This is a genomic window from Flavobacterium davisii (assembly GCF_042182265.1).
In the GTDB taxonomy this organism is placed as follows: Bacteria; Bacteroidota; Bacteroidia; order Flavobacteriales; family Flavobacteriaceae; genus Flavobacterium; species Flavobacterium davisii.
This window is the reverse complement of the sequence record NZ_CP097869.1, coordinates 351,893-370,931: the sequence shown is the minus strand read 5'-3', so window position 1 is coordinate 370,931 and position 19,039 is coordinate 351,893. Positions and strand designations below refer to the sequence as shown.

Genomic DNA, 19,039 nt, shown 5'->3' with positions numbered 1-19,039 from the left:
AGAAGAACCTGAAATATTACGATTTGAAGAAAACAAAAACTTTTTAATAACACCAATGGAGATTGATGTAAAGGGAAAAGGAATAGGAAAACACGCACTTATTGACCATCTAACTATAGAATGTTTAGATGAATTTACCTCAGACCAAACTATTACACTTAACGCTATTACCAAAACCACCAATGCAAATGGCACAGTTATTGAAGAGAAAAAACTAGCAGGTAAACTGCTCGTATGGAAAAACAAACAACGTAAAAAAGCAAAAATCGTTTTAGTAAAAGTCGAAACAAATGTTGCAAACATTCCAAATAATATTAACAGACCAAACATTTCTAATCAGCAGGTTCTATTTGAAAAATATTTACATCAGGCACTAATAGAAGTAAAAGTAGATACCGAAACCCTTGATATGAGTACCGAACCTGAATTGCAAGCAGGAGGAAAATATGTAACAGCTGATTCTAGAGGTAATAATGTTTTGTGTTCTTATTATGAACCTATGCAAAACACTACTACTAAAACTTTCATAACTAGCACACATCAACCCGCACGATTTGTTGATTTAGAAAAATTTTTAAGAAAAAAATTGAGTGATAAGTTGAAAGCAATAAATCCTAGAGATGAACATAAATATGACAACCACTTTATAGCTTTTTATTTTGGAGAAAATGGGGGCTATATAAATACTAGTAATACATACCAAGCCCTTAATGGTTATTGTAGTGGCAAAAATGTAATGCTTTTTGCAGGTAAAAACGACCAAACGGCAGCTCATGAATTTTTACATAGTTTTAAATTACCACACACTTTTGCGAACAAAGAAGCAGATGCTAATGCTAAATTTACCTTTGAGTATGCTAAAACAGAAAATTTACTAGACTACTCTCACCATCTCAATCCACCTCAAGAACGCTATACCCTATGGCAATGGCAATGGATAATAGCAAATGGTAGTATAACTTAAAAACAAAATATTTATGAGACCTTTTATATTATTACTACTACTTGTTTTTAAAATGTGTACAGCACAAAGAATAAATGACACAACTATGAAAGAGCCAATTATAACAAAAGACTTTGAGAAATTTGATTATGATTTTTTTAATAAAAATAAAAAAACAGATGAAAATGAATCTAAAAAATTTTATTATATAGAAAAAACATTAGATGATGGAACCTATATAGAAATGTACGAGGGTGTATATAAAGAAATAAAAAAAGGTAATTATTTTAAGATAATTAAAACATTTTACAAAAGTAATGGTAATATTTTAGTAAAAGGATTAACATTAAACAACAATATTCAATGCAAAATAGGCACTTGGTATGAGTTTAGTGAAGATGGAAAACTTATAAAAGAAACCAACTACGATACACCTTACAAATTTACTTTTGAGCAAGTATTGCAATTTTGTGAGAAGGAGAAAATTCCTTTAACCAAAGGTCCAATCACTAGAGGCGTTCATACTGAAATAGCAAGAGGAATGGATAATGCTTTGAAAAAAAATGTTTGGTATGTAAGTTGGTTCAAACAATCTGATTTGATTGAAACTTTTGTCCTTGATGCTGAAACTGGTAAAGTTATAGATAAAAAATATAGTGAATATATCAATAACTAATTATTTATGAAATGGTTCTTGCTTCTACTATTGTTTTTTGAAATGGGATATGCTCAAAAAACGTTTACCAACTATAACGTTATCGAACCAATAGTTACTAAAGATTTTGAAAAATTTAATCAAAATGACTTTCTTTATCTTAAAGAGGAGCAAAAAAATATTTTTAGAGGTTTTGACAAAGAGAAAAATTATATAGAAATGGACAAAACGAATGGAGAGATTAGTTATTTAAAAATGTATAATAATTCTTATTTAACGCTATCAATGATGTATTATTCTAATGGTAATATAAAAAGAAAAGGGGTCGGTTTTAATAATTGGTTTTGTAAAGGCACTTGGTATGAGTTTAGTGAAGATGGAAAACTTATAAAAGAAACCAACTATGACGAACCTTACAAATTTACTTTTGAGAAAATACTACAATTTTGCGAAAAAGAGAAAATACCATTAACTAAGGGACCGATTACTAATGGTGTACATAGTCAGATTAACAGAACTTATGATGAAAAATTTAAACAAAATGTTTGGTATGTAAGTTGGTTTAAACAAACTGATTTAATTGAAATATTTGTTCTTGATGGTGAAAGTGGAAAGCTATTAGAAAAACGATATATGAATTATATCAATAACTAATTATTTATGAAATGGTTCTTGCTTCTACTATTGCTTTTTGAAATGGGATATGCTCAAAAAACGTTTCCCAACTATAACATTATCGAACCTATAGTCACTAAAGATTTTGAGAAATTTGATTATGATTTTTTTAATAAAAATAAAAAAACAGATGAAAATGAATCTAAAAAAATTTATTATATAGAAAAAACATTAGATGACGGAACCTATATAGAAATGTATGAGGGTGTATATAAAGAAATAAAAAAAGGTAATTATTTTAAGATAATTAAAACATTTTACAAAAGTAATGGTACTATTTTAGTAAAAGGATTAACATTAAACAACAATATTCAATGCAAGATAGGCACTTGGTATGAGTTTAGTGAAGATGGAAAACTTATAAAAGAAACCAACTATGACGAACCTTACAAATTTACTTTTGAGAAAATACTACAATTTTGCGAAAAAGAGAAAATACCATTAACTAAGGGACCGATTACTAATGGTGTACATAGTCAGATTAACAGAACTTATGATGAAAAATTTAAACAAAATGTTTGGTATGTAAGTTGGTTTAAACAAACTGATTTAATTGAAATATTTGTTCTTGATGGTGAAAGTGGAAAGCTATTAGAAAAACGATATATGAATTATATCAATAACTAATTATTTATGAAATGGTTCTTGCTTCTACTATTGCTTTTTGAAATGGGATATGCTCAAAAAACGTTTCCCAACTATAACGCTATCGAACCAATAGTCACTAAAGATTTTGAGAAATTTGATAAAAAATATTATGATGAACTGAAAATAAAATATTATGATGAACTGAAAATAAAATATAATGATGTTAGTTTTACTATTTATTTAAAAGATAATTCTTATTTAGAATTAACAGATAGCTCTTATAGACTTACAGTTCCAAATTCTTATTTTACTTTAACAAAAGGATATTATAAGAATGGTAATATTAAAATTAAAGGTTCAGCCTTAAATAATAATTCACAGTGTAAGATAGGCACTTGGTATGAGTTTAGTGAAGATGGAAAACTTATAAAAGAAACCAACTATGACGAACCTTACAAATTTACTTTTGAGCAAGTATTACAATTTTGTGAGAAGGAAAAAATTCCTTTAACCAAAGGTCCAATCACTAGAGGCGTTCATACTGAAATAGCAAGAGGAATGGATAATGCTTTGAAAAAAAATGTTTGGTATGTAAGTTGGTTCAAACAATCTGATTTGATTGAAACTTTTGTCCTTGATGCTGAAACTGGTAAAGTTATAGATAAAAAATATAGTGAATATATCAATAACTAATTATTTATGAAATGGTTCTTACTTCTACTATTGTTTTTTGAAATGGGATATGCTCAAAAAACGTTTCCCAACTATAACGTTATCGAACCAATAGTTACTAAAGATTTTGAAAAATTTAATCAAGATGAATATTCTTTTCTAAAAGAAGAACAGCCTGAGATTTATCGTGGTTTCGATCAAGAAAGAAATTACATTGTTATAGTTAAAGCAGATGCGGGAATTAGTTTTACCAAAAACTTTAATAATTCTTATTTTGCTGTATCTAAAATCTTTTATTCCAACGGTAATATTAAAAGAAAAGGAATAGCATTCAATAATTCATTTTGTAAATCTATTTGGTATGAGTTTAGTGAAGATGGAAAACTTATAAAAGAAACCAACTATGACGAACCTTACAAATTTACTTTTGAGAAAATACTACAATTTTGCGAAAAAGAGAAAATACCATTAACTAAGGGACCGATTACTAATGGTGTACATAGTCAGATTAACAGAACTTATGATGAAAAATTTAAACAAAATGTTTGGTATGTAAGTTGGTTTAAACAAACTGATTTAATTGAAATATTTGTTCTTGATGGTGAAAGTGGAAAACTATTAGAAAAACGATATATGGATTATATCAATAACTAATTATTTATGAAATGGTTCTTGCTTCTACTATTGTTTTTTGAAATGGGATATGCTCAAAAAACGTTTCCCAACTATAACGCTATAGAACCAATAGTCACTAAAGATTTTGAGAAATTTGATGAGGAGTATTTCAATTCTTTACAAAAACAAAAAGATGAACCCAATATATATAGAGGAATTGATAAATATGGTAATTAATTCAAGTTGCTACTTTAAAAGGGAAAAAAAGAAAAGCAAAGGTTAAGTAAATTTGTTTTGCGAACCAATAAACAAAACCGATGCTTAGTAAAGACAAAATTATATTAATTTTTTGTTTAATAGATGATATTTTACAAGGAATTGACCATAAAGAAGACGTGTTAGTGATAGTGAAATTATTTTAACCCTGATTACGCGTTAGAGATTTTAAAAAAACATATTTTATTGATTGTTAGTACTATATAAAATTACGAACTAGAATTATCAAATAAATAAACCCTTCTATTTCAGTAAGTTATAAAATTTATTTTTTCTAATGCGTAATTCTATCTAACTTAATTTAAGGAATTGATAAAGAAGTAGTTTCGATTCCGTATTTTTTAATCATTTTTTTAATTTGTATCGTTTTTTTATTCTTCATTTCTTGAATATATTGGTCTGTATTTATTGGTATATAATGTTGTTTTTTGACTATCATATTCCAAATTATAACTGCTATTTTTCTTGCTGTTGCTGTAATTGCAGCACCTCTTCCTTTTTTAAAAGAAATCCTTTTAAAGAACATAACGAGGTAACCTTCTTTTTTTCTTTCAATTGTATTTGCCGCATTTCTTAATGTCAATGCAAATTTATTTTTCCCTTTTGGAGTTCTGCTACTCAAAACCTTACCTCCACTAATTTTATTATTTGGAGCTAACCTGAGCCAATTCACAAATTGCTTGGAGGTCTTGAATTTATATATATCGGTGCCTATTTCGGCTAAAAAACTAGTAACGGTTCCTGAGCAAACTGATTCTATAGCAAAGATATCTACTCCAAAAAGTTTTAAACTATATTTCTGTACATCAAATTTGGGTTGGTTTTTCCCTTTATTCTGTTTCTTTACCAATTCGATATCTTCTGATAAAACAATTTCTCTGGTTTGATTTTTCAGCACTTGATCAATACGAGTATCGGTGTTTTTTATTTTATCTTGAATAAGTCTGTAAATATCATAACAATCGGAAAGCTCATGTAGGTATTCATTGTTTATTTTACCTTGTAAAGCGTCGGCTATTTCTTCTTTGCTTTTTTTAACTCGTTTGTCGCAATATTCAGCTAATTTTTCACCTGAAGTTTCACCTGATAGTATCATCTCAATTACTCTTATTCCAGAAACTCCTGTGATGTCACTTATCACAACGTCGAGTCTGAAGTTCATTAAACGTAATGCTTTTTGCATTTTGTTTACAAAGCCTGAACTTTGTTCAATCAAACTAGAACGATGTCTATGAAGTGTTCTTATCTGCAAAGTGGTTTCAGAGGGCAAAAAAGAACCTCGTAATAACCCTAAAGAATGAAGTTTCTGTATCCATTGTGCATCTTTCACATCTGTCTTTGCTTTGAGGTTTTTTGTTTGAGTCCCTTGAACCAAAAGAACTTCAAAACCATTTCCCTGCAAGATCATAAACAAAGATTGCCAATAACTCCCTGTGGACTCCAAAGCAACACTACGAATCTTGTTCTCTTGAAGATAAGCTACCAAAGCGCATAATCCTGATTGATAAACATTAAATTCTCTGATTTGATTTTCATCCTGTCCTATGGCTACAAAATGAGAACGTGACCCAACATCAATTCCTGCAGCATTGGGATTTACAATTTGCATTTTTTCGAAACTTTTCATAAAATATTTTTTTATTAAAATGCGAGGAAATGTAATATCTTTGCTTAAATTATTCTATACGAGATAACATGGTGTTTCATCATTGATTGTCTCAAAGGGCTTCCAAATGGAAGCCTTTTTACATTTCAGCCAAAATCTGGGAGGGGATAAATTCACCATTTTATACATAGGCTTCGCTCGCAAGTGCAAGTTAGCTCTCATTTGTCAAAGAACAATACTTTCTTGAAATCTGGGTTAAAATTAGAGGAGGAGGAGCTATTCACGAAGATATTACAAAAAAAGCTGCTAAGATTGCCGGAGTGAAATATGATTTTAGATTAGATGAAGGATGTGCTTGGCCAGATGTTCCATGTGGTAACGAAGATTCGATTGAGACTTGTTATTATGATACTTGGAGAAATGAACATAAAAAAGGGACATTAGCCTATGAGTCTCACCATGGAAGTAAACAGTTTTGGCATTCTATGGCACCAACTGGTAAAAATACAAACAAACAAGTTGTAAATTTGATTGTCGATCAAGCAAAAAAATGGTTTAAAAAAGGGTTAGATGTGTCTGGAGATGATGGGCTATTTCATATAGGTAAGATACTACATATGGTTCAAGATTCATATTCTTTATCACATGTTCAAAGGCATACTGATAATAAGGTGATACAGTTCCAAAGTTACGAAGCACAGGATCCCGATAAGCATGGTAACCCTGACAAAGATGGGGAGTCCAAAGGGGCTCAAGATGCCTTTCTTGCCTCAGTTTCGATTCTGACTTTTTACAAGGGCATAAAAGAAGTAGTGAGTAAAGAATCTAAAAAAGAAGAAAAAGAAAGAATTACTAATAATGCCTTATTGGAACTGGAAAAATATTTTACAAATTCAATTTATCCTATTTTAGGAGGCAGAGAAAATATTATTGCTGGTGGCTCTCTAGAAGCATATAAGAAAAAGACAGAGAAACAGATAAGTCCTAGTGAAAAAAAATAGATTGATAAAGAAAAAGAAAAAATGAGGGGAGAGCCTAAAATTTAATTTTTATAAAGAAACTGTTTAAAATGAATAAAATTATAATAATTCCTTTGGCTATTACTATACTTCAATTTTTAGGAAGTATTCATTTATTGTACACACATAAATATGGCGATGCTCAAATTCCAAAATCATTTATAGAATTACATATTTGGGCTATCATAAGTATTTTTGTCTTAATTCTTTCGTATTTTCTATATTTCAATGCTAAAGAGAGAATAAATTTATGGCTAATTCCTATTGGTTTCTCAACCTTAACTATACTTTTATTAATTGTGTGTTATATTATTATGGCTATTTATAAGTATAAATAATTATCATTATAGAATGTTTAAAATATTTTCTAATAGGTGGACTTTCGACCATTTTAAGTTCAAAAGTATTTGGTTTGCTGTTTGATTTGAAAGTGGAAGATGAATGTTTATCAACAATATAGTTTTTTTATTAAAAACTAAGAAAATGATACCCAAGAGCAAAAAGCGATGGACTACAGTGTTCAAGTGATGTCTATTTTTCCTAAATTAGTGTTTAACATCATGCTTAATTCTTTTGACGAAGTAATCCCTGAAGCTCAAAGTCACACAAATACAAAATATGGTAATTGTCCGTCTCACTCAAAACTAGCAAAAGATTCATTAACACATCCTCTAAATAAGCTTTCTGCTGAATTAGCAAAAATAGCAGTTGAAGATGTAGGTAGGAAATTCAAGCAAGGGATGAATGATACTCAATTAGCCAATTATGTAGCTGAAAAATATTTTGTACACCCTTCTTCACCTAAATCAAATTGGACAGTTGATTTGATAAGAGAGTGGTTAAATAAAACTCCTATTAATATTTTAGAAAAATTGAAATATGCTACTATTTATGAGCACAGTCATCATGAGGCAGAAATTCTCAATGATAAAACAGTTAAAAAAATAAAAGAAATAATGAACTATTTTAAAGAAAACAGTCAATGAAAATAAAATCATTTTTATACGTTATCATATTAACTTTTATAAATGTAAGTTGTCAAGTGAAACAAGATAAGGAAATAGATTTAGAAAAAGCCACTATTAAAGTCGATAGTTGTGGTATTTACTACAAAGGAAAGCGCTTAGATTTAGGCGATTCGGTCTCTCAATGGGAAAAAGTTTTAGGAAAACCAGATAGAACGACAGATCAAGGTTATACTTGGGATAAATTAGGAATTTCTGTAAGCGATTGGGAAATAGGGGAAAACATAGTAGATGCAATTTATATTTATTTTGTAAATCTTGACAGCCCAGATGGTAAAGCTGGATTATTAAGTAAGGCTAAAGATGTCAAAATAATCTCTAGGGATGACGAGGAAAGAATGAAAAAAATTCAAATGGAGGGAGAATCATATGACGATGTTTTAAAGTCAATAGAAAGGATTAAAGAAAAGAATCATCCGAAAAATTATGTCTATCCTTTTACCACTTACCAAGGCATTGTTAATTTACACGGAAGTCCATTAAAAGCAGGAATGAAAATTAAAGAAATCAATGAAAATCGTGAGAAATTATCCTTTTCTGATCGCTTTGGCTATGTTGACCAAGACATTGATGGGGTAAATGATTCTCACAATACAACGGACACATTTGGGGGTGATTATCGTGCTCCTGGATGCGAGTGTAAGGAGGGTAGATTACAGTATTATGAATTAACTTTCACCTCTAACGGCACGCTAGAATTTCTTAAAATTGCTCGTGAAGAAAAAGAAAACTATGAATTTAGAAAAGTATATAAAAAATAAGACACCCTAAAATGGATAACTTCAAATATACCACCAAATTATTCTCAATCGCTTTTTTTACATATTTTAAAATAATAACTATAAGTTTGGTTTCTACAATAATAGTTTTTATAATTGAGTTGATATTACTATTAAGAGGGATAGATAGTGGTCATTCGGCACACGTAAGTGCTATTCCCTTTTCTCTTATGCTTTTAACCACTAGACCAATAGGGGCTATTTTATGTTTGTTAACAATTTTTTTGAGTCCAATGTTATTTTTTGTACTTACAAATAAATATGTCATAACAAAACTTACTCATAAAATAATAAATGATAAGTCAGAAAGTTTAATAATACCTGCATTTGATAAGTTTCTATCAAAGTTTCTAAGTAAACAGCCTAAAATTTTAAAAGATGCTGGAAACTTTACCCATAATAAATTACTGTTGATACAAAATATTCAAAATGACAGAACAGAGAATAAATGGTTAAGAAAAATCATCATTTTCGGTATGAAAAAAATCAAATTAGATGATGTTGATTTCGATAAAGAAGGACAAAATTTTTCTGAAATAGTAAAATTAAAAACTATTCAACAATTAAAGGCTATTTCTGAACCTAATAAAACAGCAATACTGTTAGTTCTTTTATTTCAATGGTTATCGCTGTTTTTTATTTGGATAACAAAATATTAATAAATGTTTTAAAAATTCAATTTTAATATAATTTATAGAAAAGATTATAGAAGAAATATCAAACCTAAAGCAGTTCCAATAAAGTAATCATCTATGATGGATGCTCAAGGCAGCATCCATCTTGAAGACCCAAGTGGCAACACTTGTACGATGGACGGTCATGGGAATATTAATGTAAATGCGCCAAAGAATTTCATAGTAAATGCAGGCGAAGATATGATTATTAACGTGGGTAAAAACATGACAACCTCCGTTGGAATGAATATATCTGAAAGTGCGGGAATGAATAAAAATGAAACCATTGATGCCATGAAAAACACTACCGTTGCGATGGATATGATGACCATGGTAACAGGAAAGTTGACGGAAGTAATTGAAGGAGATGTTCATAGTGAAACTAAAAGCGGTAAAACCTCTGTTAGCTCAGGTAAAGGAATGGATTTAATAAGTACAAAAAATTTAAACAAACATTCAGAAAAAGAAATTCAAATAAATTCAACTGAAAAATCTAAACAACATTAATAATGAGTAGAACTAGAATTGTTGGAGGAAAAATTACAGAAATTGTTGGTGGTGAATACAATATTCATTCCAAAGGACCTATTACTTTAACTTCTTTAGAAGGAAGTGTTAATATAACTGCAGGAAAAGGAATTACATACGGAAATCCAAGAACCGCTCCTACAATTAGCAAAATAACTACTGAATGTATTGTTGAATTTAGAACAAAGCAAGATGGTAGTTATACAGGACAATTTGGTTTTGACTGGTTGCGTGTAGATGATAATGGTTTAACAACAGAAGCTAAATATTACGATTGTCTAGAAAATGGTTATGAAGCCCCCAACGGCAAAGCTCCACACAGAGACACAAATACTGAATATGAATCTAAAGACGAAGCATTTAAGTCCTTAGAGAAAGAATACAATAAAATACCTATCGATATTATTCCTAAACCAGCAACTGCGCCGTTTACAAAAGATTATTTTGTTCCTTATTTAAACTTATTCCCAAAACCTTATAGTGACGCAACAACTGTCCCTGTTGGGATGCCAAAACCTCCTTTTGAAGCAGAACTCCGCACACTAGTAGAAGTAGGCGGTACAGATGCACCAGACCAAATAAGAATAGTTTTTGACAAACGCTATTTTGAAATAAATGGGCTAGACGGAAGTGATGCAAACCCTGTACTAATAAGTGACAAAGCTTTGGGAGCAAAACGTGAAGCCACTGCTGACACTATAAAAATAAAATGCATTGAAGGATTTACAACAAAACAAGAAATAAAAGTTTTTGTTTACCCTAAAGGTACACTAGCTAGACCCGCGGCCGAACAGTTTTTTGCTCGTAAACTTGCTGGCAAGATTATTGTATTGCCTAATAAGAATACAATTGGACAAAATGCAGTGAAAAATATTAAAGAACAAAAGTTTGTTTTTGTGCAAGTTAAAACTAATTTATTAGGAGGTTTAACAAACATTAAGTTAGGAATTTTTACAGATTCGGAGAAAAAAAGTTTTCGAAATTCATTATACCAATCTTTAATTTTTCCAAAAATAGAAGATAAAGATACATCTGGAAATATATTGACATTTGATTTAACAACTGATATTGATTATAGTAGAGGTGGCAAATTTGACTTAAGAGGAAAATTTAATGAAGATTATAGAGTTAATTCAACAGATAAGGTACCTCATTTTTTTAAAGATATGCACAGCAAATTTTTAGCATTACCGGGGAATAGCAAATACAACGATTATTTTACAGTATTTGTGATTGCTGATGATGTTTATGATAATGCAGCTGGACAAATTCAAGAAATTGGGATTAAAAATTTAGTTTTATTTAAAGGTAGAAATGATTTAACATTAAGTCACGAAGGTTTACACGGATTAGGTCTATTCCATGCGCATAAAGATAGTGTAATTATCAATTCAAATCAAAAATTTGCATACAAACATGCACATACAGATTCTCTTCATGGTACAGATAACATTATGAGCTATAATGGAGCATTAAGAAAAACAACGTGGAAATGGCAATGGGAAATTATTAAAAAAAATGCAAAATGAGAAGTGTAGTATTAATTACAAGTATTTTTATCTTTATATCTTGTAGGAGTCAAATAAAATCAAACACAGAAATTAATAATATGAAAAAATTTGATGTAAATCAATATACAGATTTGCCAACTGATGACATAACTGGGATGAAAATTCAAAAGAATGGAGATATGATTCAATATTTTCCGAATAATAATGGTTATATATTGAAAATAAAAAAGAAGAATAAACCATTTATCCAAACATTTGTGTATAATGATAAATTAAATCTTGTTGCTGAAGGAAATGACTTTTATAATTTCCCCATTAATTCTATTAAAGAATATGATGAGACAGGAAAACTAATAAAAGAAACAAATCTAGATTTACCCTATAAATTTTTGGTAGAAGATTTAGCAAAAAAAATGAAAACAGATTATGATATAGATATTTATGACATAAAACAGATTCATGATATAAATAGATGTGAAGAAAAAAAACATTTAAATACTCCTCTATATGAAGTTTATTGTAATCATAAAACTAACCCATTAAAATTAGTTTGCTATATTATTAATGGTACAACAGGAGAAACCCTTTACGTTGGAGAAAGATTTATAGAAGGTAAACAAGGAAGCTTGCTTGATCAATACTTAAATTCTAAAAAAAATTAAACTACTTGCCCTAACAGGTAATAGTAGATATGCAAATCATTTTGTTATTTTTTGCTTTGCAGAATTACCTTATGATATGGTCGTATTCCCAGACGGTGGTTATTCAGGAACATTAGGTCAGGTGCAAGATATAGGCAAAAAAAAATGTATGTTTATTTAAAATTAGAAATGATTATACACTAAATCACGAAGGCCTTCACGGGTTAGGATTATACTATTTAAATTTTGAATTTACTGGAATATTACTTACCTTTAGGCATGCCAAAGAAAATCCAAATAGCAATAAAAGAAGATGTTGATTTTTTAGATAAATTACTAGTAAAGACATCTGGATCTTTGAAAAAAGACAGAATAAAGACTTTGATTCTAATTAAGAAAGGAAAATATGTTTTTTATAGTTCCATTGCTAAAAAATTAGGGAGAACCGAGAAGACTGTACGAGGTTGGGCACAGGAGTATCTGAAAAGCGGTATTTCTGAAATGTTAAGTGTTAGAAGTGGAGGAAATAATACAAAGAAAATATCTGAGAAAATGGCCAATGCTATTGAGCAGAAATTGAATGATCCAAAAACAACAATAACATCGTATGTTGAATTGTTGAAGATTCTCGAAAAAGAGCTTAACGAATCGGTTAATTATGGTGCTTTATATGCTCATTGCAAACGCAAGCATCAATCAAAATTGAAAGTTGCAAGAAAATCCCACTATAAAAAGGATGAAAACGCAGAGGCGTTTTTTAAAAAACCTTGAAAACAAATTTGAAGAGTGTAGAATTATTCTTAATAAAAATAACTTTGAATCTGTAAACCTCTATTTTCAGGATGAAAGTCGTTTCGGTTTGATTACAAAACAGAAAAGAGTTATTACCGCAAAAGGAATAAAAGCCATCGGTACTTATAAACATAGCTATCTTTATAATTGGCTCTGGGGAAGTTTTTCCCCCATAACAGGTGAGAGTTTTTGTATGACAACACAAAGTGTTTGCAAAGAATTATTTGTAAAATATCTGGAAGATTTCAGCAATCACAAGCCAACAGAGTTAAAGATTATGATAATTGATAATGCCGCATTTCATTCCACAAAGGATGTGATAATTCCTGACAATATATTTCTTTTGCCAATTCCACCATATTGCCCAGAACTTAACCCTGCTGAGAAAATGTGGCAATGGATGAAAGATAAAATTGCAATGAAAATTTATGATACTTTAGACAACTTAAACCAAAAAATGGAAGAATTGATTAAAATATCTGATGATAAAACAATTAAATCAATAACAGGCTATCCGTTTTACATGAATGCTTTTTACAGTGTTTTCAAAGTTTAAACGGTATAATTCAGCCTATAAACCTTAAAAATACTAGAAGACCAGCAGCTGAACAACTTTTTTGCTCGTAAACTTGCTGGCAAGATTATTGTATTACCTAATAAGAATACAACAGGACAAAATGCTGTGAAAAATATTAAAGAACAAAAGTTTGTTTTTGTGCAAGTAAGAACAAATATTAATGGTATTGCAGTTACTGGTCGATTTAATCCAAATGAAAATATTAATTTGCAAAATGCATTATATCAATTTTTAATCTTTGGTAAATTTGAGGACTATTCAAACTCTATTGGAATTAACGAATTTGATTTAACTACTGATTCCAAATTTACCATTACCACAAACCCAACTACAGGAGCTAAAACTTATGGTAGATTTATTTATGAAAAAGCCGTTAATGATCCAGTAAGAGCAGCAGCAGGATTACACACAAATACCACTGATGGAGGGTTAAATGAGGATTATACAGGCAAAGAAATGTTTACTTATTTAAAAACTAAATTTCTTGCCCTAACAGGTAATAGCAGATATGCAAATCATTTTATTGTTTTTTGCTTTGCAGAATTGCCTTATGATATGGTCGTATTCCCAGGCGGTGGTTATTCAGGAACATTGGGTCAGGTGCAAGATATAGGCAAAAAAAAATGTATGTTTATTTAAAATTAGAAATGATTATACACTAAATCACGAAGGCCTTCACGGGTTAGGATTATTTCATACTCATAAAGATGGAACCATAACCAATAAAAATCAGAAATTTGTTTATACTAAATTCAAAACGACAAATATTATGTCCTACGCAAGTACTTCGGCAGGATTTCCTGCTAATACAAAAGTAACTACTTGGCACTGGCACTGGAAAATTGTAAAATCAAATGTACAGTAAGATGAGAAAAAGTATATTGTTTGTAATACTGATATTTAATATAATTAATTCAAGTTGCTAGTTTAAAAGGAAAAAAAAGAAAAGCAAAGGTTAAGTAAATTTGTTTTGCGAACCAATAAACAAAACCGATGCTTAGTAAAGACATAATTATATTAATTTTTTGTTTAATAGATGATATTTTACAAGGAATTGACCATAAAGAAGACGTGTTAGTGATAGTGAAATTATTTTAACCCTGATTACGCGTTAGAGATTTTAAAAAAAACATATTTTATTGATTTTTAGTACTATATAAAATTACGAACTAGAATTATCAAATAAATAAACCCTTCTATTTCAGTAAGTTATAAAATTTATTTTTTCTAATGCGGAATCTGGGTTTAAAGTATTGAAGGTAAAAGACCATACTCATGTTCTATTATCAAAAAAGAAAACAATGCGTAAAAACAGACTACCTACTAATAAAAAAATTATTCCAAGATAGACGAATAATTTCTAAGCGCTTTTTCAAGAACAAACTGCATTCGGTGTCGTAAACGTTCTGGTTTTAAAACCTCAATACTGGCTCCAAAACCCAAAATGATCCGTTCTAATTCAAAATTTTCAATTAAAAATAAATTAACAATAATACTCCCATCGTCATTCTGTTGTATTATACGTTGGGTGTTATGAATCGGTTTGGTAATAATATAAGGTGCATTATAGGCATCTATTTTTAGTTGGATTACCTTAGGTTGTACTCGCTCATTAGTAGTTACCCCCACCACATTTTTGTAATATTTTTCGGCATTGAAATTATGTTCTAGTACCGGGGTATTGAAATCATAATCAATTTTTATGATTCGGTCTAATGCAAGATTACTTATAGGTTGCGTCTCTTTTTTCTTTCCCACAACAAACCATCTGTTATTAAATTCCTTTAAAATAAAAGGATGAAAATTAAATGTTTGCTCTTCTCTAGATTTGAATGATTTATAAGTAATTACAAGTACTACTTTTTTAATTATAGCTTGATAGATCTCATCTAAAAAATGCAACCCTTTCAAATTCTCATTTTTATCTAAATGAATGATGGGTTGTGTATGTGTTTTTTCCGCATAGATTTTATCTTCCAATCGATGTAAAATATCGGAAACATCATTAAACAAAGAAAAATCTTTAAATTGTTTCAACATAGAAACCGTTTCCGTTAATACATTAATATCCGTTTCTGTAAGCGGAATATCCGTAATTGTGAAGTCCTCATCCGCATAGCGGTAATATTTTTTTTCATAGACCTCAATAGGCGCATTATAGCCTAGTTTTTCGCTACGCATCATTTGAATGTCTAATTGAATGGTACGTTTACTGACAGGATTCTCTTTGCCTTCATATTCATATAAAGCAACTGAACACGCTTCTATCAAATCCTCTAATGTCCATGTACGGTATTTGTTTTGTAAACATTTATCTATGGTTTTATATCGGATTAAAGCATTTTTATTTTGAGCCATTATTTATTTAGTTTAATAGTTTAGGATTTCAAAAATTTATGAGAATAATAAATTCAAGTTTTAATAATGTCTATTGCCTTTTGCCCAATGGCTCTTGATTTTTTCTAATTCTTTTAATCATCTAAGAAGACATTCAATTTCCTTTTTAATATTTTCTCTAGCTATGGATTCGTATGTATCTCTGAAAATTTTTGTTTGAAAGATGTATTCGTTTTTTAAGAAATGTTCTAATGCCTTTTTTCGTCCTGGATTATACATAAAGTTGGGATAGATTCGGTATTCTTTTCTAATTTGTTTACAATACTTCTCATAAATTCCCCAATCTTTCCCTAATATTTGCAAATCAAAATCAACGAGCCACTTTGCATCGTTGGTCGTAGCTTTGTGTGTCTGCGTACATAAAATAAGATTGTATATGATGTTTAAATCAATGCCTTCAACATCTTTTAATTCTTTGCAAGCTAATCCTGCACTTTTTAACTCATTGTCCTTTTTGGTGCTCACATAAATAACATCGTGATAATATATCGCTAATAGCACTTCAACTGGATTTTCTAATTGTTTTTTGTGTGTTGACCAACTTTTAATCATGGCTTCAATATGTATCCAATTATGATAGTAGCGATTTTTTTTAGCATAATTTTTATGTAATAATTCCCATTTTATATTAATTTCTGCTTGACTGATGCCAAGTTTAGAAAGGGTTTCTAGAAATAGGTTCTGGATATTCATCAGAATAGTTTTGCTCAAAAATAAAAAGAATATTTTTCTACGTAAAATAATTGCGTAGTTTGTTTTAAATCTTTGTTCATCAATATGAAAGAGATTTGATTATGGAAAATAGACAGATAAATGGAAATGATTTAATTGCGATGGGATACCAATCGGGACCTGTTTTAGGTTTAGCTTTGAAAATAAATAAAAAACGTTTGGGATTTACTCGTGAACAGATGATGGAGCATTATAAAAAAGTTTTAGGAAACCCTGAAGACTTTTTAGACGATAACAATTTCAGCAAGTTGGCATCGGCATTAATAGAGCAGACTAATACGAAACCCGAAGATTTCATTAACCTTATTCAGGATCCAAATTCATTTGTACTTTACGGTGAAAATCATATAGAAGAAGGAGCGAAAAAACAGATGGAAATTGCGATGAAACTTCCTGTTACAGTTGCGGGTGCATTAATGCCAGACGCTCATCAAGGATATGGCTTGCCTATTGGTGGTGTTTTGGCAACAAAAAATGCCATAATCCCTTATGGAGTTGGTGTGGATATAGGTTGTAGAATGGCGTTATCTGTTTATGATATTTCGGAGTTCTATTATTATGAAAATGAGGCAAAATTTAAGAAAGAATTGATTTCCAATTCAAAATTTGGAGCTGGACACGGTTATCACGGTCAGTATAAAAGTGATCATTTCGTTTTACAGAACAAAGCTTTTAATGAAAATCTATTTCTAAGCAACCTTAAAGATAAAGCATGGTCACAATTAGGAACTTCTGGAGGCGGAAACCATTTTGTTGAGTTTGGGATAATGGAGTTTGAAAAAGAGGACATCTTTTTAAATATCCCAAAAGGAAAATATGTTGCCTTATTAACGCACTCAGGTTCTAGAGGTTTTGGTGCAACAATAGCCGGACATTACACTAAATTAGCAAAACAAGTATGTAAGTTGCCTCATGAAGCTCAAAATTTAGCATACTTAGATTTAAACTCGGATTTAGGTCAAGAATATTGGATAGCAATGAATTTAGCTGGCGATTACGCTTCGGCTTGTCATGAAATTATTCATAACAAAATTCAAAAAGCTTTGGGAGCAACTATATTAGCAAAAGTTGAAAATCATCATAATTTTGCCTGGAAAGAATCGTATAAGGGAGAAGAGGTTATTGTACACCGAAAAGGAGCAACCCCAGCAGGAAAAGGTGTGATGGGGATTATACCAGGAAGTATGACCGCACCGGGTTTTTTAGTGAGAGGAAAAGGAGAAGAAGTAGCTATAAATTCAGCTTCACACGGCGCTGGTCGTCAAATGAGCAGAACACAAGCAATAAAGAATATTACTAAGAATGATATGGTATCCATTTTACAAGATCACGGAGTGACGCTTATTGGCGCAGGTTTGGATGAAGCTCCAATGGCTTATAAGGATATCAATTTAGTTATGGAATCACAAAAAGAATTAGTTGATGTCGTTGCAAAATTTACTCCAAAAATGGTTCGAATGGCGGATGATGGGAGTAGAGAGGATTGATCTTGTTTTAAATAAAAATGATACGCAAAATATTAATTGTTGATAACCCACGTAATTTTACGTGGGTTTATAGTATTAATTTATTAAATTTGAGAAACATGCAAACCAACATACTAAACAAACTAAAAGAAATAGAATTGGAAAAAGGGGTAGAAATCCTCTATGCCGTAGAATCAGGCAGTCGTGCGTGGGGATTTGCCTCACCCGATAGTGATTACGACATCCGTTTTATTTACAAACACGAGCTGAATTATTACCTTTCGCTTTGGGAACAACCTGACACCATCGAGTTTATGACTACTGAAAACCTAGACGGTAGCGGTTGGGACTTACGGAAAACCCTAAAGTTATTAGCCAAAAGCAATGTAGCTTTGCTCGAATGGTTGTATAGCCCTGTGGTATATTATGAAAACACCCAAGCCATTGCCCCTTTAAGAGCATTGGCAACCGACTGTTTTTCGCCCATTGCCACCCTGCATCATTATTTGAGTACCACCCGTAATTTCATGGATGCCTGTAACCAAGAGCACGTAAAACTCAAAAGTTATTTTTATGCTTTACGCACGGCATTAGCTGGAAAATGGATAGTGGAAAACAATAGCTTTCCGCCCGTACTGTTTACCGACTTACTACCTATGGCACCACCTGTTATACAAGACAAAATAAGAGAGTTACTCGACATAAAAGCCAACCAAGCCGAAGGCTATTTGCATCCTAAGGAGGTTTTGATTACTGATTTTTTGAATGAAACGATGGCGTTTAATCAGGAAAAAGCAAGTGGTTTGGGAAGTGGGAGGAAGAGGAGTGAGGAGTTGGATGGGGTGTTTAAGAAATTGATAAAATAAAG

23 protein-coding genes are annotated in these 19,039 nt (G+C 30.5%); 20 read left to right on the top strand and 3 right to left on the bottom strand.

Annotated features, from left to right (window positions below; translation table 11 throughout):
* Nucleotides 1-55 precede the first annotated feature (55 nt).
* The 7 genes from NAB20_RS01520 to NAB20_RS01490 are packed head-to-tail and all read left to right on the top strand — an operon-like array spanning nt 56 to nt 4,385.
* A complete protein-coding gene (locus tag NAB20_RS01520; protein ID WP_375605401.1) occupies nt 56-964 on the top strand; it encodes a hypothetical protein in 909 nt (302 codons plus the stop codon).
* A 13-nt stretch (nt 965-977) separates the two neighbouring features.
* Nucleotides 978-1,619, top strand: coding sequence for a hypothetical protein (locus tag NAB20_RS01515; protein ID WP_375605400.1), 642 nt, complete (start codon nt 978-980; stop codon nt 1,617-1,619).
* 6 nt (nt 1,620-1,625) lie between these two features.
* Nucleotides 1,626-2,252 carry a hypothetical protein gene (locus NAB20_RS01510; RefSeq protein WP_375605399.1) on the top strand — a complete coding sequence of 209 codons (627 nt, stop codon included), beginning with the start codon at nt 1,626-1,628 and terminating at the stop codon, nt 2,250-2,252.
* A gap of 6 nt (nt 2,253-2,258) precedes the next feature.
* Nucleotides 2,259-2,900 (top strand): hypothetical protein, encoded by a 642-nt coding sequence (locus tag NAB20_RS01505; RefSeq protein ID WP_375605398.1) that lies wholly within the window; start codon nt 2,259-2,261, stop codon nt 2,898-2,900.
* A 6-nt stretch (nt 2,901-2,906) separates the two neighbouring features.
* On the top strand, nt 2,907-3,554 hold the full coding sequence (locus NAB20_RS01500) for a hypothetical protein (RefSeq protein WP_375605397.1): 648 nt from the start codon (nt 2,907-2,909) through the stop codon (nt 3,552-3,554).
* Between the two features lie 6 nt (nt 3,555-3,560).
* Complete coding sequence (locus NAB20_RS01495) at nt 3,561-4,187, top strand: hypothetical protein (RefSeq protein WP_375605396.1); 627 nt, start codon at nt 3,561-3,563, stop codon at nt 4,185-4,187.
* 6 nt (nt 4,188-4,193) lie between these two features.
* Nucleotides 4,194-4,385, top strand: coding sequence for a hypothetical protein (locus NAB20_RS01490; protein WP_146105928.1), 192 nt, complete (start codon nt 4,194-4,196; stop codon nt 4,383-4,385).
* Nucleotides 4,386-4,725: 340 nt separating this feature from the next.
* On the opposite strand, the gene NAB20_RS01485 is transcribed toward NAB20_RS01490, so the two are convergent.
* A complete protein-coding gene (locus NAB20_RS01485) occupies nt 4,726-6,051 on the bottom strand; it encodes an IS110 family transposase (protein WP_375604915.1) in 1,326 nt (441 codons plus the stop codon).
* A 299-nt stretch (nt 6,052-6,350) separates the two neighbouring features.
* Here NAB20_RS01485 and NAB20_RS01480 point away from each other — a divergent pair, with 299 nt between their 5' ends.
* From NAB20_RS01480 to NAB20_RS01430, 11 genes are all read left to right on the top strand, one after another.
* On the top strand, nt 6,351-7,031 hold the full coding sequence (locus tag NAB20_RS01480; protein ID WP_375605395.1) for a hypothetical protein: 681 nt from the start codon (nt 6,351-6,353) through the stop codon (nt 7,029-7,031).
* Nucleotides 7,032-7,099: 68 nt separating this feature from the next.
* On the top strand, nt 7,100-7,387 hold the full coding sequence (locus NAB20_RS01475; RefSeq protein ID WP_088394782.1) for a hypothetical protein: 288 nt from the start codon (nt 7,100-7,102) through the stop codon (nt 7,385-7,387).
* Between the two features lie 168 nt (nt 7,388-7,555).
* Nucleotides 7,556-8,035 carry a hypothetical protein gene (locus NAB20_RS01470; RefSeq protein ID WP_375605394.1) on the top strand — a complete coding sequence of 160 codons (480 nt, stop codon included), beginning with the start codon at nt 7,556-7,558 and terminating at the stop codon, nt 8,033-8,035.
* Nucleotides 8,032-8,835 (top strand): hypothetical protein, encoded by an 804-nt coding sequence (locus NAB20_RS01465; protein WP_375605393.1) that lies wholly within the window; start codon nt 8,032-8,034, stop codon nt 8,833-8,835. The genes NAB20_RS01470 and NAB20_RS01465 overlap by 4 nt, the downstream gene beginning before the upstream one ends.
* 11 nt (nt 8,836-8,846) lie before the next feature.
* A complete protein-coding gene (locus NAB20_RS01460) occupies nt 8,847-9,512 on the top strand; it encodes a hypothetical protein (protein WP_375605392.1) in 666 nt (221 codons plus the stop codon).
* 93 nt (nt 9,513-9,605) lie between these two features.
* Nucleotides 9,606-10,034, top strand: coding sequence for a hypothetical protein (locus NAB20_RS01455; RefSeq protein WP_375605391.1), 429 nt, complete (start codon nt 9,606-9,608; stop codon nt 10,032-10,034).
* Nucleotides 10,035-10,036: 2 nt separating this feature from the next.
* Nucleotides 10,037-11,584, top strand: a complete 1,548-nt coding sequence (locus NAB20_RS01450; protein WP_375605390.1) for a hypothetical protein — start codon at nt 10,037-10,039, stop codon at nt 11,582-11,584.
* Nucleotides 11,581-12,228 carry a hypothetical protein gene (locus NAB20_RS01445; protein WP_127823850.1) on the top strand — a complete coding sequence of 216 codons (648 nt, stop codon included), beginning with the start codon at nt 11,581-11,583 and terminating at the stop codon, nt 12,226-12,228. Before NAB20_RS01450 ends, NAB20_RS01445 begins: the two co-directional genes overlap by 4 nt.
* A gap of 225 nt (nt 12,229-12,453) precedes the next feature.
* Entirely contained in the window at nt 12,454-12,978 is a 525-nt protein-coding gene (locus NAB20_RS01440; RefSeq protein ID WP_375605389.1) for a transposase, read from the top strand.
* The gene (locus tag NAB20_RS01435; protein WP_375605388.1) at nt 12,944-13,555 is read left to right on the top strand and encodes an IS630 family transposase; all 612 of its coding nucleotides are present in this window, start codon (nt 12,944-12,946) and stop codon (nt 13,553-13,555) included. The genes NAB20_RS01440 and NAB20_RS01435 overlap by 35 nt, the downstream gene beginning before the upstream one ends.
* Before the next feature lie 126 nt (nt 13,556-13,681).
* Nucleotides 13,682-14,215, top strand: coding sequence for a hypothetical protein (locus tag NAB20_RS01430; protein ID WP_375605387.1), 534 nt, complete (start codon nt 13,682-13,684; stop codon nt 14,213-14,215).
* Between the two features lie 696 nt (nt 14,216-14,911).
* On the opposite strand, the gene NAB20_RS01425 is transcribed toward NAB20_RS01430, so the two are convergent.
* Together NAB20_RS01425 and NAB20_RS01420 are read right to left on the bottom strand one after the other, a co-directional pair.
* The gene (locus NAB20_RS01425) at nt 14,912-15,934 is read right to left on the bottom strand and encodes a YafY family protein (RefSeq protein WP_127823849.1); all 1,023 of its coding nucleotides are present in this window, start codon (nt 15,932-15,934) and stop codon (nt 14,912-14,914) included.
* Nucleotides 15,935-16,051: 117 nt separating this feature from the next.
* On the bottom strand, nt 16,052-16,666 hold the full coding sequence (locus NAB20_RS01420; RefSeq protein ID WP_088390612.1) for a hypothetical protein: 615 nt from the start codon (nt 16,664-16,666) through the stop codon (nt 16,052-16,054).
* 101 nt (nt 16,667-16,767) lie between these two features.
* On the opposite strand from NAB20_RS01420, the gene NAB20_RS01415 reads away from it, so the two are divergent.
* Together NAB20_RS01415 and NAB20_RS01410 are read left to right on the top strand one after the other, a co-directional pair.
* Nucleotides 16,768-18,192, top strand: a complete 1,425-nt coding sequence (locus NAB20_RS01415) for an RtcB family protein (RefSeq protein WP_105196356.1) — start codon at nt 16,768-16,770, stop codon at nt 18,190-18,192.
* A 98-nt stretch (nt 18,193-18,290) separates the two neighbouring features.
* Nucleotides 18,291-19,037, top strand: a complete 747-nt coding sequence (locus NAB20_RS01410) for a DNA polymerase beta superfamily protein (RefSeq protein WP_375605769.1) — start codon at nt 18,291-18,293, stop codon at nt 19,035-19,037.
* Nucleotides 19,038-19,039 lie beyond the last annotated feature (2 nt).

Excerpts from the sequence above, each read along its gene's own strand:
- NAB20_RS01415 (WP_105196356.1), top strand. The coding sequence starts at position 16,768 with ATGGAAAATAGACAGATAAATGGAAATGATTTAATTGCGATGGGATAC.
- NAB20_RS01445 (WP_127823850.1), top strand. The coding sequence starts at position 11,581 with ATGAGAAGTGTAGTATTAATTACAAGTATTTTTATCTTTATATCTTGT.
- NAB20_RS01505 (WP_375605398.1), top strand. The coding sequence starts at position 2,259 with ATGAAATGGTTCTTGCTTCTACTATTGCTTTTTGAAATGGGATATGCT.
- NAB20_RS01460 (WP_375605392.1), top strand. The coding sequence starts at position 8,847 with ATGGATAACTTCAAATATACCACCAAATTATTCTCAATCGCTTTTTTT.
- NAB20_RS01510 (WP_375605399.1), top strand. The coding sequence starts at position 1,626 with ATGAAATGGTTCTTGCTTCTACTATTGTTTTTTGAAATGGGATATGCT.
- NAB20_RS01500 (WP_375605397.1), top strand. The coding sequence starts at position 2,907 with ATGAAATGGTTCTTGCTTCTACTATTGCTTTTTGAAATGGGATATGCT.
- NAB20_RS01435 (WP_375605388.1), top strand. The coding sequence starts at position 12,944 with ATGAAAACGCAGAGGCGTTTTTTAAAAAACCTTGAAAACAAATTTGAA.
- NAB20_RS01465 (WP_375605393.1), top strand. The coding sequence starts at position 8,032 with ATGAAAATAAAATCATTTTTATACGTTATCATATTAACTTTTATAAAT.
- NAB20_RS01495 (WP_375605396.1), top strand. The coding sequence starts at position 3,561 with ATGAAATGGTTCTTACTTCTACTATTGTTTTTTGAAATGGGATATGCT.
- NAB20_RS01470 (WP_375605394.1), top strand. The coding sequence starts at position 7,556 with ATGGACTACAGTGTTCAAGTGATGTCTATTTTTCCTAAATTAGTGTTT.
- NAB20_RS01455 (WP_375605391.1), top strand. The coding sequence starts at position 9,606 with ATGATGGATGCTCAAGGCAGCATCCATCTTGAAGACCCAAGTGGCAAC.
- NAB20_RS01485 (WP_375604915.1), bottom strand. The coding sequence starts at position 6,051 with ATGAAAAGTTTCGAAAAAATGCAAATTGTAAATCCCAATGCTGCAGGA.
- NAB20_RS01410 (WP_375605769.1), top strand. The coding sequence starts at position 18,291 with ATGCAAACCAACATACTAAACAAACTAAAAGAAATAGAATTGGAAAAA.
- NAB20_RS01420 (WP_088390612.1), bottom strand. The coding sequence starts at position 16,666 with ATGAATATCCAGAACCTATTTCTAGAAACCCTTTCTAAACTTGGCATC.
- NAB20_RS01515 (WP_375605400.1), top strand. The coding sequence starts at position 978 with ATGAGACCTTTTATATTATTACTACTACTTGTTTTTAAAATGTGTACA.
- NAB20_RS01450 (WP_375605390.1), top strand. The coding sequence starts at position 10,037 with ATGAGTAGAACTAGAATTGTTGGAGGAAAAATTACAGAAATTGTTGGT.
- NAB20_RS01475 (WP_088394782.1), top strand. The coding sequence starts at position 7,100 with ATGAATAAAATTATAATAATTCCTTTGGCTATTACTATACTTCAATTT.
- NAB20_RS01425 (WP_127823849.1), bottom strand. The coding sequence starts at position 15,934 with ATGGCTCAAAATAAAAATGCTTTAATCCGATATAAAACCATAGATAAA.
- NAB20_RS01520 (WP_375605401.1), top strand. The coding sequence starts at position 56 with ATGGAGATTGATGTAAAGGGAAAAGGAATAGGAAAACACGCACTTATT.
- NAB20_RS01490 (WP_146105928.1), top strand. The coding sequence starts at position 4,194 with ATGAAATGGTTCTTGCTTCTACTATTGTTTTTTGAAATGGGATATGCT.